Origin of the sequence: Streptomyces sp. NPDC053431, from assembly GCF_044544925.1 — a bacterium.
In the GTDB taxonomy this organism is placed as follows: domain Bacteria; phylum Actinomycetota; class Actinomycetes; order Streptomycetales; family Streptomycetaceae; genus Streptomyces.
This window is the reverse complement of sequence record NZ_JBITXX010000008.1, coordinates 331,230-344,505: the sequence shown is the minus strand read 5'-3', so window position 1 is coordinate 344,505 and position 13,276 is coordinate 331,230. Positions and strand designations below refer to the sequence as shown.

11 protein-coding genes are annotated in these 13,276 nt (G+C 73.1%); 3 read left to right on the top strand and 8 right to left on the bottom strand.

Features of this window, described 5'->3' with window-relative positions; genetic code table 11:
• Positions 1–219 precede the first annotated feature (219 nt).
• A complete protein-coding gene (locus tag ACIGXE_RS21485) occupies positions 220–651 on the top strand; it encodes a hypothetical protein (protein WP_399749639.1) in 432 nt (143 codons plus the stop codon).
• A gap of 234 nt (positions 652–885) precedes the next feature.
• Here the strand turns inward: ACIGXE_RS21485 and ACIGXE_RS21480 are convergent, their stop codons facing one another.
• From ACIGXE_RS21480 to ACIGXE_RS21460, 5 genes are all read right to left on the bottom strand, one after another.
• Positions 886–2,211, bottom strand: a complete 1,326-nt coding sequence (locus tag ACIGXE_RS21480) for a VanZ family protein (RefSeq protein WP_399749637.1) — start codon at positions 2,209–2,211, stop codon at positions 886–888.
• Between the two features lie 86 nt (positions 2,212–2,297).
• Entirely contained in the window at positions 2,298–2,597 is a 300-nt protein-coding gene (locus ACIGXE_RS21475) for a hypothetical protein (RefSeq protein WP_399749636.1), read from the bottom strand.
• A 23-nt stretch (positions 2,598–2,620) separates the two neighbouring features.
• The gene (locus ACIGXE_RS21470; protein ID WP_399749634.1) at positions 2,621–3,025 is read right to left on the bottom strand and encodes a hypothetical protein; all 405 of its coding nucleotides are present in this window, start codon (positions 3,023–3,025) and stop codon (positions 2,621–2,623) included.
• On the bottom strand, positions 3,022–3,891 hold the full coding sequence (locus ACIGXE_RS21465; protein WP_399749632.1) for a 2-phosphosulfolactate phosphatase: 870 nt from the start codon (positions 3,889–3,891) through the stop codon (positions 3,022–3,024). The genes ACIGXE_RS21470 and ACIGXE_RS21465 overlap by 4 nt, the downstream gene beginning before the upstream one ends.
• Before the next feature lie 16 nt (positions 3,892–3,907).
• On the bottom strand, positions 3,908–5,545 hold the full coding sequence (locus ACIGXE_RS21460) for an ABC-F family ATP-binding cassette domain-containing protein (RefSeq protein WP_399749630.1): 1,638 nt from the start codon (positions 5,543–5,545) through the stop codon (positions 3,908–3,910).
• A gap of 207 nt (positions 5,546–5,752) precedes the next feature.
• On the opposite strand from ACIGXE_RS21460, the gene ACIGXE_RS21455 reads away from it, so the two are divergent.
• A complete protein-coding gene (locus ACIGXE_RS21455) occupies positions 5,753–6,724 on the top strand; it encodes an FAD-dependent oxidoreductase (protein WP_399749628.1) in 972 nt (323 codons plus the stop codon).
• A 912-nt stretch (positions 6,725–7,636) separates the two neighbouring features.
• On the opposite strand, the gene ACIGXE_RS21450 is transcribed toward ACIGXE_RS21455, so the two are convergent.
• The 3 genes from ACIGXE_RS21450 to ACIGXE_RS21440 form a co-directional block, all read right to left on the bottom strand.
• A complete protein-coding gene (locus tag ACIGXE_RS21450; protein ID WP_399749626.1) occupies positions 7,637–7,948 on the bottom strand; it encodes a hypothetical protein in 312 nt (103 codons plus the stop codon).
• A 118-nt stretch (positions 7,949–8,066) separates the two neighbouring features.
• Positions 8,067–9,383, bottom strand: coding sequence for a M14 family metallocarboxypeptidase (locus tag ACIGXE_RS21445; RefSeq protein ID WP_399749625.1), 1,317 nt, complete (start codon positions 9,381–9,383; stop codon positions 8,067–8,069).
• Complete coding sequence (locus tag ACIGXE_RS21440; protein ID WP_399749623.1) at positions 9,380–11,380, bottom strand: Xaa-Pro dipeptidyl-peptidase; 2,001 nt, start codon at positions 11,378–11,380, stop codon at positions 9,380–9,382. The genes ACIGXE_RS21445 and ACIGXE_RS21440 overlap by 4 nt, the downstream gene beginning before the upstream one ends.
• Before the next feature lie 199 nt (positions 11,381–11,579).
• Between ACIGXE_RS21440 and ACIGXE_RS21435 the strand changes: the two genes are divergently transcribed.
• The gene (locus ACIGXE_RS21435; protein WP_399749621.1) at positions 11,580–13,115 is read left to right on the top strand and encodes a M1 family metallopeptidase; all 1,536 of its coding nucleotides are present in this window, start codon (positions 11,580–11,582) and stop codon (positions 13,113–13,115) included.
• Positions 13,116–13,276: the final 161 nt, after the last annotated feature.

Sequence of the window (13,276 nt, the reverse complement as noted above, 5' to 3'; positions counted from 1 at the left end):
CCGCCCCCGCCCCCCCCCCCCCCCCCCGCCCCCCCCCCCCCCCGCGCCCCCCCCCCCCCCCCCCCCCCGCCCCCCCCCCCCCCCGGGGGGGGCCCCCCCCCCCCCCCCCCCGGCGGTAGGCCACGGAGGAGGGCCAGCCCGGCCCCCAGGAGCTGTCCAGCCCATCTTGCGAAGAATCTGGTGTGGCTCCTTGGACTGTCCGGCTGGGAGGGTGGGTTCATGAGCGATCTGAAGGCGACGCCGATCCCGCCTGGCCGCGTGGAAGTGGCTGCTCGATGGCAGGCACTGTCCGAGGGGGAAGTGACTCGCGAAGCGGTACATGCGTGGGCGGTTCCGTGGGTGGAGGGCGAGGGGGCACTCGCAGACTTCGAGGACCCATTGGTCGTAACCGCCCTGCAGTACCTGCATGGTTTCGACCTTTGCCAGAATCCAGGCCGTCCCGGTGTCGTCTGGCACGCGACATCAGGTGAGGGCGACTGGTGTCACTCGCTCAACGACATCACCAACGGGCTCACGCGTTGGCAGGAGAGTTGCGCTCTCTACGATGCGGATCCGCAGGGCTGGATCCAAACGGTGCGCGAGCGACAAGGGTGTTCGTCCCGGCCGAGGAAGCGAAGCGCGGACCACCACCAGGACGCCGAAGCCAGGTAGGTCCAGAAGGGTGGCTTCGGGGCCGGCCCCGAAGATCACCGGTCGCGGTTCCACCAGTTGATCGTCTTCAGCTCCAGGACCTTTTTCTCCAGTGCTAAGGCCTCCTTGCTGGGTGTGTGACGGGTAGCAGACTAGGTCTGGCGCTGGTGTAGCGGTGCAGCATGCCGCGCAGTCCCTGGCCCGACCGTTCTCCGGAGGGCTGAGAGCTGGGCTTTCAGGAGTGCCACCGTCGCCCTACGGGCCCTCGTCGATGACGGTTCCTGTCACGGCATCCACCGAGCCCGTGATGGGCTGCTTGCCCGGCACCTCAATTCGCCAGACCGGTATCCATGCTCCGTTGTTCTTCGTGGCCAACAGCGCCGCAGCGACGTCAGCCCGCGGGAGCGTTCCCTCATCCAGCTTGTGGGCGGTCAGTACGGCCGTGACCGCGTCTTCCTTCGAGATGCGAGGCGCAGAAATGCGAGGGTCAGGGGTGCTCGTCATGATGAGCTGAGACACGCGGCCGACACGATCGACCTGGATGTCGAGCCTCATGGGCATGAGGACACCGTTCCGGTCGAACCTGCGCCAGCTGGTCATCCAGCCGAGTTCCGCCTTGTCGCCGACCTTGGTGGTCTTGGGCTGGGCATCCTTCAGGCCCCAAGCGGCGTGACGCGCGGCATAGGTCTGAGCGACGGCCTGCGCCTGCTGCTCGTTGCCGGGTGCCGCATTGCTTCCCGGCAGGGGATATCCGCTGGTCTCGCCCGTGCTTGACATGTCGAGGTAGGCATGGAACGTCTCGCGGTCGGGCCAGCGGAGTTCGGCAGACCCACCTCCGACGAACTGAGCCATGACCGTGCCCGTGCCGTCAGGGCCCGACGCGAAGTCGACACGGCTCACCTCGTAGTGGCCGTCGAAGGCGTCGTCCACGGCTGCCTGGATGGCTTCTTCCTGCGCGCTGCTTGCCCGCCCGATGCCGAGCGTCTGGTCGACAGGCTGCGGTTCGATCGCCAGCCCCCAGACAAGGGCGAGGCCGGCGACGGTGGACACGGCAGCGTAGGCACTTCGAGCGCGCCACGGGTGCAGGAAGTTGGCGCGGGGCTTCTCAAAAGTGGTGATGAGCCATCCGGCGAGCGCGCCTACGGCCACGCCCAGTGAGTTCATCAGTAGGTCGCTCGTGTCGCAGCCGCGCCCGAGGAAGGTGAGTGAGCCCTGGAGGGTTTCGATCGCGAGGGTCAGCACGATTCCGAACGCGATGGTGCCGACGACCTTTCGGGTTGCGAGTGCGCCGAGGAGCCCGATCGGGAGAAAGAGGCCGGCGTTGAGGAGTCCTTGATCAGTGGTGAACGGTTCGACCAAGTCACGGTTGACGACGCACACCCGCGGTTGCCGGATCGGGGAGCCGGTCGACCAGAGGGTCAGACTCACCACGGCAGTCACCGATGCCCCGAACAACCCTTTGAGGGCGCGTCGTTCGGTTCCGGAGGGGGACTGCTTGTAGACGACGAAACCCACCGTTGCCGATAGCAGGGTCGCCAGGACGACGAACATCCCGTGCCCGTTGAAGACGGCGTACAGCACCTGACCACTCTCTTTGCCGTGAACGTAAGGGTGAGTCCGGGCGGCGCCCGGTGCCGTTCGGGCGAGATCGGTACCGGCGCCGGGGATCAGCAGGCGTCTGCCGCCGGAGTCTGGTACGTAGCGCCGCCATTCGTGTTCAGCAGGCCGTTGGTCGGATAGCAGCCGTTCGAAAGGCCGCTCCAGCTGTTGTAGTACTCCAGGCCCGCGCTCATGGAGCGCCAGCCGGCCCACGTGTTGGTCCCAGCCCTCAGGAAGCCCAGTCGCGCGGTGATGGCGGAGCCCGACTTCCAGTACGTGATGCCGACGAGATCGCTGTGGGTCGTCTCGTTGATCATGAGGACGCCGTGGGACAGCGTCGTACCCTGAGCGGCGGCGAGACGCCGCACCCCCGCAGCGCGTCGCGGCGACCTTACGGAACGAAGCGCAGCGCCCAGTCGGCGCGGTTCGCGACCGACAGGTCCTCGTCCTCCGTCAGCGGCTGGAGCAGCCGCTGGGCGGCCTTCGGGTCCGCGTGGACCAGGTCGACGATCTCGGTCGCCAGGCCGTCCTGGTCGTCGCCGAGGTCGACGGCAGAGGCGCGCACCAGCAGCGGCAGCCGGTCCGGGCCGCCGAGCGCGGCGATGACGCCGCCGAGGAGCTCGCGGGCGTAGGAGTTGCGGTCGGCGAGCGCGCGCTCGAGTTCGCCCTCCAGGCGCGGGAGTACGTCCCGGTCGCCCGATGCCGCGATCTCGTCGGCGAGGTCGATCGTCTCGTCGACGTCGGCGTCGAGGTCGTCCAGCATCTCGATGAGCCTGGTCACGCGGTCGTCGGTCATGGTGCCTCCTGGAATGCGCCGTCCACGAGGACGGGTACGACGGTCGACGAGTCGATCTCGGCGGCCACCTCCACGTCCTGCGGATAGCCGTACTCGTACAGTTCACGGCCCGAGTCGCAGCCGTGCAAGGCGGCGACCGGGTCCACCGTGGCCGCCCACAGCGTGGCCGCCGCGGTCGCCTCGGGTGTCAGGGTCCGCCCGGCGGCACGCAGCGCGTCGAGCACCGCGCCTGCGCCGAGGAGGTCCTCCAGGGCGGGGCGCAGGGAGCCGTCCGGCCACTGCTCGCCGGACGCGACCACGGCGACGGGGCGGTCGGCGGTGCCGTGACCGCGCTCGACGAGCCACCGGGCGACGGCGGCGCGGTTGCGGAGGGAGGCGGCGACGACGGTCGCCCGCCCGGCCTCGGCCTCCACGGAGATCGTGGAGCCGTTCGGGGACGGGAGGACGAGGCGCCCGGGCGGGGGCACGGGCGCCGCCCGGAGCCCGGCCGGGGAGAGCGACCACGGGTGCGCCCCGGTGGCCTCGCTCCGGCCGACGGCGAGGACCGCGTCCTTCTCCCGCGCGTACGCCACCGCGGTCGCGTCCCGCCAGCGGTACGGGAGGACGGCCGCACCGCGTTCGACGGCCACGCCGACGGAGGTGGTGAAGGACAGCACGTCCACCACGACCACGCAGACGCCCGCGCCCGAGAGCGCCCGCGCCTCGACCGGACCCCAGCCGAAGCAGACGGGCGACGAGGGGACGGGCCCTGAGGGGACGGGCCGTGAGGGGGCGGGCGGCGGGGAAGCTGCGGTGGAGTGCGGGGAAGCTGCGGCGGGGTGCGGGGAAGCTGCGGCGGGGTGCGCGTTCGGGGACGGCGTGCTCACCGCTCGTTCGCCCGGCTCACAGCTCGGTCACCTTGCCGTCCGCGACCTCCAGGCGGCGCGTGACGTGCACCGCGTCGAGCATCCGGCGGTCGTGGGTGACCAGGAGCAGGGTGCCGTTGTACGAGTCCAGCGCGGATTCGAGCTGCTCGATGGCCGGCAGGTCGAGGTGGTTGGTCGGCTCGTCGAGGACGAGGAGGTTCACTCCGCGGCCCTGGAGGAGGGCGAGCGCGGCGCGGGTGCGTTCGCCGGGCGACAGGGTGGTCGCGGGCCGCAGCACGTGGTCGGCCTTGAGGCCGAACTTGGCGAGCAGGGTGCGGACCTCGGCCGGTTCCGTCTCCGGGACGGCGGCGCAGAACGCGTCGAGGAGGGTCTCCGTGCCGTGGAAGAGCCTGCGGGCCTGGTCGACCTCGCCGACGACGACGCCGGGGCCGAGGGCCGCGTCGCCCGCGTCCAGCGGAAGCCGGCCGAGGAGGGCCGCGAGCAGGGTGGACTTGCCGGCCCCGTTCGCGCCGGTGATGGCGACCCGGTCGGCCCAGTCGATCTGCAGGGTGACGGGCCCGAAGGAGAAGTCGCCGCGGCGGACCTCGGCCTCGCGCACGGTGGCCACGACCGCGCCGGAGCGGGGCGCGGCGGCGATCTCCATGCGCAGCTCCCACTCCTTGCGGGGCTCCTCGACGACGTCGAGACGCTCGATCATCCGCTGCGTCTGCCGCGCCTTGGCGGCCTGCTTCTCGCTGGCCTCGCCGCGCAGCTTGCGCCCGATCTTGTCGTTGTCGGTGGACTTGCGCCGCGCGTTGCGGACGCCCTTGTCCATCCAGTTCCGCTGCATGAGGGCACGCGATTCGAGGGAGGCCCTCTTGTCGGCGTACTCCTCGTAGTCCTCGCGGGCGTGCCGCCGCGCGGTGGCGCGCTCCTCGAGGTAGGCCTCGTAGCCACCGCCGTAGAGGGTGATCTGCTGCTGGGCGAGGTCGAGTTCGAGGACCTTGGTGACCGTACGCGTGAGGAACTCGCGGTCGTGACTGATGACGACGGTGCCGGCGCGCAGCCCCTTGACGAAGGCCTCCAGCCGTTCGAGGCCGTCGAGGTCGAGGTCGTTGGTGGGCTCGTCGAGCAGGAAGACGTCGTAACGGGAGAGGAGCAGCGAGGCGAGACCGGCGCGGGCGGCCTGGCCGCCGGAGAGGCCGGTCATCGGCTGGTCGAGACCGACGGTGAGGCCGAGGGTGTCGGCGATCTCCTCGGCGCGCTCGTCGAGGTCGGCGCCGCCGAGGTCGAGCCAGCGCTCCAGGCTGACGGCGTACGCGTCGTCGGCGCCGGGCGCACCGTCGACGAGCCCCTGGGTGGCCTCGTCCATGGCGGCCTGGGCGGCGGCCACACCGGTCCGACGGGCCAGGAACTCCCGTACGGTCTCTCCCTCGCGCCGCTCCGGCTCCTGCGGGAGGTGCCCGACGGAGGCGGTGGGCGGCGACAGCCGCAGCTCCCCGTCCTCGGGGATGTCGAGGCCGGCGAGCAGCCGCAGCAGCGTGGATTTGCCCGCTCCGTTGACGCCGACGAGGCCGATCACGTCCCCGGGGGCGACGACGAGGTCGAGCCCGGCGAAGAGGGAGCGGTCGCCGTGTCCGGCGGCGAGGTTCTTGGCGACGAGGGTGGCAGTCATCAGGGGATGAATCCTACGTGTGTCGGCGGGCGGGGTGCGGGGGTACGGTCCGGGCGTGGGGGGGGTGGCCGTGGACACCGCCAGTGGCGGAGACGGAGACAGGAACAGGGGCAGAGGCGGAGGTAGGGGCGGAGGAGGGGGCCGAGGCAGAGGCGGGGCCGAGGCGGCGGCCGAGGCAACGGTAGAGGCAGGAGCAGAGGCGGGGGCATGGGTGTGATCGACGATGTGATCGTGGTGGGGGCCGGGGTCGTCGGTCTGACGACGGCGGTACGGCTCGCGGAGCGTGGCCTGCGGGTCCGGGTCTGGTCGCGGGACCCGGTGACGGAGACGACCTCGGCGGTGGCGGGCGCGCTGTGGTGGCCCTACCGGATCGAGCCGGCGGAACGGGTCGGCGCCTGGGCGCTCGCGTCGCTGCGGGTGTACGAGGAGCTGGCCGCGGCCGATCCGGTCGCGACGGGCGTACGGCTGGTGCCGGGGGTGCACGCGGACACGGTGCGGGACGGGCTGGGCGCCTGGGCGAAGGAGGTCGACGGCCTGCGGCAGCTGGCGCCGGAGGAGGTGCCGGGGCCGTACGAGGTGGGGCTGGCGGGGCGGCTTCCGCTGATCGACATGCCGGTCCATCTGGCGTGGCTGCGGGGGCGGCTGACGGCGTTGGGCGGAGTGGTGGAGCGGCGGGTGGTGAGGGACCTGGCGGAGGCCGGGAGTGCGGTGGTGGTGAACTGCGCCGGGCTGGGGGCGCGGGAGCTGGTGCCGGACGGCGGGATGCGGGCGGTGCGGGGGCAGTTGGTGCTGGTGGAGAACCCGGGGGTGGACACCTGGTTCACCGCGGCGTCGGGGGCGGCGGGGGCGTCGAGCGAGACGACGTACTTCTTCCCGCAGCCGGGGCGGCTGGTGCTGGGCGGCACCGCGGAGGAGGACGCCGAGGTCCTGGAGCCCGTTCCGGCGACGGCCGCATCGATCGTGGCGCGCTGCGCCCGCGTCCGCCCGGAGATCGCGGGGGCCCGCGTCCTGGGGCACCGTGTCGGGCTGCGGCCGGCCCGCGAGGGCGGCGTCCGCCTGGAAGCGCGGCCCCTGCCGGGCGGTGGACTGCTGGTCCACAACTACGGGCACGGCGGGGCGGGGGTGACGGTGGCGTGGGGGTGCGCGGAGGAGGCGGCACGCCTGGCGACCGAACACTGAAACCGGGCGCGGTCCATGGCCGGGCGCCCGCCCTCCTGCGGCGTGGGCGCCCGTCGCCCCGTCATGGGCCGCGTCACCCCGCCACCCGCGTGCGGGGGCACCCCGCCCGACTGCCCCCCGCCCACTCCGTGTGGGCAGTCGTCCCGCTGGGGCGGGACGGGTGGGCACACGGGACCGCGCCTGGCGGCGCGCCCCGCTCCCTGTACCTACGCCCACCGCTTACGACGCCGCGCCCTCCAGGCGGGCGTCAAGGCGTGGAAGCCTAGGCGCGGCAAGGCGCTGCGTTCCGTTGTGCCCACCCGTTCCGCCCCAGCGGAACGACTGCCCACAACGAGGACGGCCGGGCGCGGGCACGGCGGGCGCAGCCACGTCGCGGGCGGGGGCGGCGGCGGGCGCAGCACGCGGCGGGGACGGCGAGCGGCGGGCGCGCCACGCGGCGGGAACGGCCAGGGGCCGGCGCAGCACGCGGCAGGGACGGCGAACGGCGGGCGCGCCACGCGGCGGGAACGGCCAGGGGCCGGCGCAGCACGCGGCAGGGACGGCGAACGGCGGGCGCAGCACGCGGCGGGAACGGCGAACGGGAGGGGCGGCCAAGGGCCGGCGCAGCACGCAGCGGGGACGGCGAACGGCGGGCGCACCACGCGGCAGGAACGGCCAAGGGCCGGCGCAGCACGCAGCGGGGACGGCGAACGGCGGGCGCACCGCGCGGCAGGAACGGCGAGCGGCGGGCGCGGCAGGCGCGGCCAAGGGCCGGCGCGGCACGCGGCGGGGACGGCGAGCGGCGGGCGCGGCACGTGGTGGGGGCGGCGAGGGGTGGCCGGCCCAGGGGTGGGTGATGGCGACAGGCGGGCGATCACACGGCGCGGCCGCCGGGCGTGTGGGTGGTGCACGCTCGGCGGCCCGTCGGGGCGGTCAGTTGGGGAAGGGCTTCGGGGCGGTGTTGTCCGCGTCGATGCACGCCTGCGCCTGCCGGTCCAGCGCGTCGGCCTGGGCGCGCGCCTTGCGCGCCTCCGCCGTGGCGCCGAGGCGCTGCAGCTTGGCGGCCTTGGCGCGCAGGTCGGTGGACTGCTTGTGCATCTCCCGCACGTTGCAGGTGACCGTCTTGCCGGCCGCCTGCGCGGTCGGCGCGGTCGCGGTCTGCCCGAGCAGCAGGCCCCCGGCCAGCAGCATCGTGGCGGCGAGCGCCGAGAGGGTACGGCGGCGCAGCGACGTCGCGTTCGTCATGGTTTTCACTCCAAGTTCCGGACCGTGATGGTCCGTTCAGGTATGGTCAATACCGGTTGGTAACCATAACTCGGAATGATCACGCGCCCGCACCACGTCGACCGCGGTCACCACGTCCTCAACATCTCTCCACAGGCTCTCCGCGTGTCAGCGCGTACGCCGCCCGCGGGTCCAGGAGCAACGGCACCAGCGCGCGCAGCGACTGGCGGAGTGGGACGAGGACTCCGGCGTCCTTCGCCTTTCGGACCACGACGCCATGCAGTGCCAGCTCGTCGCCCACTTCGGCGTACTGAGTGGGCGTCAGGCGGTAGGCGCAGGGCGGGTCCTGCAGGATCTCGGCGGGTTCGGCCGGGTCGTTGTCGGCGCCGCCCAGCAGGATCGGGCCGTGGTCGGCGAGGCCGGTGCGGCGGGCCAGGGCCGTGGCCGCCGCCAGCCGGCCGCGCCGCTCGTCCAGATAGTCGAACGCGCCCTGCAGCGCGACCCGTTGGGTGGCGACCCGGCGGCGGTGGTTGCGCGCCGGGTCGTCCTGCTCGCCCGGCGTCAGCGCGTCCTCGCGCGTCTCGACGAGCAGGCCGACCGCGTGCTTGACGCCCGCCGTGTTGCGCAGGATGCGCTCCTGACCGTCGCCCGCGACCTGCTTGACCGGCTCGCCGGTGACCGGGTCGGTCCAGATGCCGTAGACGCCGCTGCTGTATCCGGCGCGGCCGGCGGTGGGCCGTACGTACGCCTCCGAGAGCGTGCGGGACTCGTCGTGGACGTGCGGGTCGGTGTTGAGGTTGCGGGGCCAGAGGGCGAGCAGCTCCTTGTCGTAGTACGGCGGGGTCGCGCTGTACTCGTGGAGGTCGTAGACGAGCTGCGGGCGCCGGTCCCGGACGAGCGCGGCGAGCGCCCGCCCCTCGGCCGTCCGTAGCGCGATGTGGTCCCGGTTGATGTCGACGCCGTCGCTGTTGCCGCGGGTGTTCGCCTCGCGGCCGTCGGGGTTGGCCGTGGGCACGACGAGGACGGTCGTACGGGCCAGGAAGCGCCGGGTCCCCATGTCCCGCGCGTAGGCGAGATCGCGCACGGTGCTCAGGCAGGCCTCCCGGCCGGACGGTTCGTCGCCGTGCTGGGAGCAGATGAGGAGCAGCGTGGTCGGGCCGGTGCCGAGCGCGGCGAGCCGGAGCGGGCGCCCCTGCGCGGTGGTCCCGATCCGGCGGACCGAGAGGCGGGGGCTGGTCCGGTCGACGGCGGCCAGGAAGGCCGTCTCCTCGGCCTCGGTGGTCCAGCGGGCGCCGTCCGTCGTCTCGAAACCGGTGCGCGGAAGCGAGCCGGGCTGCGGAGGCGCGCCGCCGGTGCCGGCGGCGTGGGTGGGGGTGGCGAGCAGCGGCAGGCCGAGTGCGGTGAGGGCCGCCGCGACGGTGAGCGCGCGCCGGGAGGAGCGGTGGATGCGGGTCATCGGGCCTCACCGGGGATCGGGGCGCCGGCGCGCGCGAGCGCGGCCGCGCCGGTCGGAGTCACACGCTGCTGAACGCCGCCGGCCGGAGCGAGGTCACCCGTCGTGGCGCGGACGAAGGAACCGGGCCCGCCGAGCAGCGGTACGACGGCATGCGTGCGGGAGAGGTCGAGGGTGAGGGCGGGACGGGTCGACGGAGGGTCGAGGAGGTCCTTGTCGGTGCCCGCGACGATCAGGGCGAGCCGGTGGCCGGCGGGGACGACGTGGTCGGTCGGGGCCAGCTTCACGGTGATCGTGTACGGGCGTCCCGGCGTGAGCGGGCGGCCCTCGCGCGGATCCGCCCAGGTGCCCAGGTCCGCCCAGCCCCGGCTGACGACCGTGTGGCCGACTTCCGCGGTACGCGCCTCCGTCACCTTGAAGCAGGCGCTGTCACCGACCGTGCTCGCGCCCCAGCAGGTGCGCTCCGGCAGGGTGGTGATGCCTTCGCCGGGTTCCGCGTAGGCGCGGATGCGGGCGGGTCCGAGGTCGACGAGGACGGCCGTCAGGTGCGCGGTCGTGGTGGTCGGCGTGGCCGTGAGGGTCACCGTGGAGGAACCGGCGATCCGCAGGTCACGGGTGAGCGGGCGGGTGGTGAAGCCGGCCTTCGCGGGCGTGGACCGGTCGACGTCGGCCGCCCAGTCGAGCTCGCCGAGGGCCGGGTCGTCGGTGAAGGTCTCGGTGCTGCCGCCCGGCGCGGGCGTACGGCCCAGGGTGCCGACGCCGGGTGCCGCGCCGGGCGCGGGCCGCAGCACGGTGGGCGTGGTGCCGCGCGGCGGCCAGCTCCGATCGGTGGTCCAGCGGTCCGGGGCGCGCTCGATGTCGGCCATCGGCTCGCGGTCGATGCCGTTGTCGTGGCCGAGGAGCTCGTGGTCGAACCAGCGGTGCAGCGTGCGGACCCAGTCGGCGCGCCGGAAGTCGAAGGGGTCGACGTGGCCGGTCTGCGAGAGCCAGATCTTGCGCTCGACGCCGTGCGCGGCGAGGGCGTCCCACCACTGCCCGAACTGGTTGGCGCGCACGTTGAGGTCCTGCCGGCCGTGGACGACGAAGACGCTGGCCCTGACCTTCCCGGCGTCGGGCACGTAGTTCCGTTCGCTCCAGGCGGGGGTCCAGTCGCCGCTGTACGGGGTGGCGGCGGCGATGCGCTCCTGGACGGCGCCGCAACGGGCCCTGGCGTCGGGGTGGTTGACGTAGTCCGACAGCCAGGTCGGGTTGGCGTCGTAGAGCGGGGCGCCCTGGGAGTGGAAGTAGTCGTACCAGGAGGAGATCGCGCCGATCGGGACGATGGTGCGCAGCCCCTCGACGCCGGTGGCGGCGACGCCGTTGGCGACGGTGCCGTCCCAGCTCTTGCCGATCATGCCGACGGCGCCGGTGGACCACGTGGTGGCGTCGGCGGGTCGGGCGCCGGTACGCGTGGTGTAGCCGCGGGCGCGGCCGTTCAGCCAGTCGACGACGGCCTTGGCGGACTGGACGTCGGCGCGTCCGCCGACCTCGTCGCAGCCGTCGGAACGGTTGGTGCCGGCGAGGTCGACGGCGGCGAAGGCGTAGCCGCGGGGAACGAAGTAGTTGTCGTAGAAGAGCGGGAACTGGACGGGTCGGCCGTCGGTGTCGTAGGTCTTTTTCTGGCCTTCGTTGCCGCGCCCGCAGCAGGCGTAATAGGGGCTGGCGTCCATGATGACCGGGATCTTCCGGCCGGCCGCCGCGGGTTCGCGGGGGCGGATGACGTCGACGGCCACGCGGTCGGTTCGGCCGTCGGCGTCGCCGTCGCGTCCGGTGTCGACCCAGACCGATTCCCGGACGGCGTCCGCGTACGAGTACACCGGCTGCGACTCCCGTACGGGCGGGGCCGCGTGGGCTCCGCCGGTGGGGGCGAGCAGCAGGGCGGTGAGCACGGCCGTGGCGGCGACGGCCAGGGATCTGCGCGACGAACGGGCTCCGCGGGTTCTCCGCACACGTATCGGCATGGGCGGAACGTACTCCGGTGAACCCCTGCGCAAAAGAGTGCCGTGTCGGACATCAGGTACGGGAGGTTCATGTCGGCCGAATGGCGATCACGTGACGGGAGGTGCTCTGGACGTGACGGCGTGTCGGGCCCTGAATAGTGTCGCCAAGGACCGACGACCACCCGTGCGTCTGACGATTCTTACGACTTGGGGAGCACCTGTGCACCGCAGAATCATCGTTCCCAGCGCCCTCGCGGCCTCCCTGCTGCTGGCGATCCCGGCATCGGCGGCCGATTTCACGGCGGGCGCGCCGGGCATCGGCGACTCCTACTACCCCGCCAGCGGCAACGGCGGTTACGACGTCTCCCACTACGACCTGCGCCTGAAGTACCAGCCCGCCACGGACCTGCTGGAGGGCACGGCGACGATCCTCGCCACCACGACGCAGAACCTGTCCCGCTTCAACCTGGACCTCGGCCTGAAGGTCGCCGAGGTGCGGGTGAACGGCCGCGTCGCCAGGTTCGCCACCTCCGGCGACCACGAGCTCGAGGTCACCCCGGCCGTGCCGCTGGAGAAGGGCAAGGCCGTCTCGATCGTGGTCCGTTACGCGGGCAAGCCGTCCGAGGTGAAGATAGGCGGCTGGTCGGCCTGGGCGCGCACCCCGGACGGCGGTGTCGCCGCGCAGGAGCCGGACTCGGCCGTGTGGTGGTTCCCGTCGAACGACCACCCGCTCGACAAGGCGACCTTCGACGTGTCCGTGCTGGTGCCGGACGGCACCCAGGCGATCAGCAACGGCGTGCTGCAGTCGCAGTCCTCGAAGCTGGGCTGGACCCGCTTCAACTGGCGCTCCAACAAGCCGCAGGCGACCTACCTGGCCACGCTGGCGGTCGGCCGGTTCGACATCACGACGGACCGGACGGCGAACGGCCTGCCCGTCCTCAACGCGTACAGCAAGGACCTGGGCGACAACGCGGGTTCGGCGCGCGCCTCGATCGAGCGGACCACCGAGGTCGCGGAGTGGCTGGAGTCGGTCTTCGGGCCGTACCCCTTCAACTCCCTCGGCGGGTACGTGCCGAACGTGACCAGCGGCTTCGCCCTGGAGACGCAGACCAGGCCGTTCTACAGCCCGCGGCAGTTCGCCAACGGCTCCAACGTCTCCGTGGTGGTGCACGAGTTGGCCCACCAGTGGTACGGCGACAGCGTGTCGGTGGCCGACTGGAAGGACATCTGGATCAACGAGGGCTTCGCCCGCTACAGCCAGTGGCTGTGGTCGGAGAAGGAGGGCGAGGGCACGGCCCAGGAGCTCGCCGACTACGTCTACGCGACGCGGGCCGCCGACGACCCGTTCTGGACGGTGAAGCCGGGCGACCCGGGTGCCGACGACCAGTTCCACATCGCCGTGTACGACCGGGGCGCGCTGGCGCTCCAGGCGCTGCGCAACGAGGTGGGCGACGAGGACTTCTTCGCGATCCTGAAGGGCTGGCCGCAGGAGCACGCGTACGGCAACGCGCATGTCGCGGACTTCGTGAAGTACGCGGAGCGCGTCTCCGGCAAGCCGCTCGCGGGCCTCTTCGACACGTGGCTCTACCAGCCGGTCAAGCCGGCGGCCCCGGCCGCCTCGGCGGCGGGCCTCGCGTCGGCCCCGGCGGCGCGGTCCGGGCAGCCGGCGAAGGCCGCGAAGCCGGCGCAGCCGAGGTCGTGGAAGAAGATCGCGGAGACGAACACGATCCACGAGAGCGAGCACGACACACACTGACCCCGACGCGCCCGGCGGCGCCTTCGTCCCGCGGTCGGGCGGGACGGGGGCGCCGGCGTCTTGGGGCGCGGGGGCGGCGGCGTCTTGGGGCGCGGGGGCGGCGGCGTCTTGGGGCGCGGGGGCGCCGGCGTCTTGGGGCGCGGGGGCGCCGGCGGGGGTGG

What these genes read in the sequence shown, in the direction of transcription:
- ACIGXE_RS21485 (WP_399749639.1), top strand. Translation starts at nt 220, where the DNA reads ATGAGCGATCTGAAGGCGACGCCGATCCCGCCTGGCCGCGTGGAAGTG.
- ACIGXE_RS21470 (WP_399749634.1), bottom strand. Translation starts at nt 3,025, where the DNA reads ATGACCGACGACCGCGTGACCAGGCTCATCGAGATGCTGGACGACCTC.
- ACIGXE_RS21460 (WP_399749630.1), bottom strand. Translation starts at nt 5,545, where the DNA reads ATGACTGCCACCCTCGTCGCCAAGAACCTCGCCGCCGGACACGGCGAC.
- ACIGXE_RS21455 (WP_399749628.1), top strand. Translation starts at nt 5,753, where the DNA reads ATGGGTGTGATCGACGATGTGATCGTGGTGGGGGCCGGGGTCGTCGGT.
- ACIGXE_RS21450 (WP_399749626.1), bottom strand. Translation starts at nt 7,948, where the DNA reads ATGACGAACGCGACGTCGCTGCGCCGCCGTACCCTCTCGGCGCTCGCC.
- ACIGXE_RS21445 (WP_399749625.1), bottom strand. Translation starts at nt 9,383, where the DNA reads ATGACCCGCATCCACCGCTCCTCCCGGCGCGCGCTCACCGTCGCGGCG.
- ACIGXE_RS21440 (WP_399749623.1), bottom strand. Translation starts at nt 11,380, where the DNA reads ATGCCGATACGTGTGCGGAGAACCCGCGGAGCCCGTTCGTCGCGCAGA.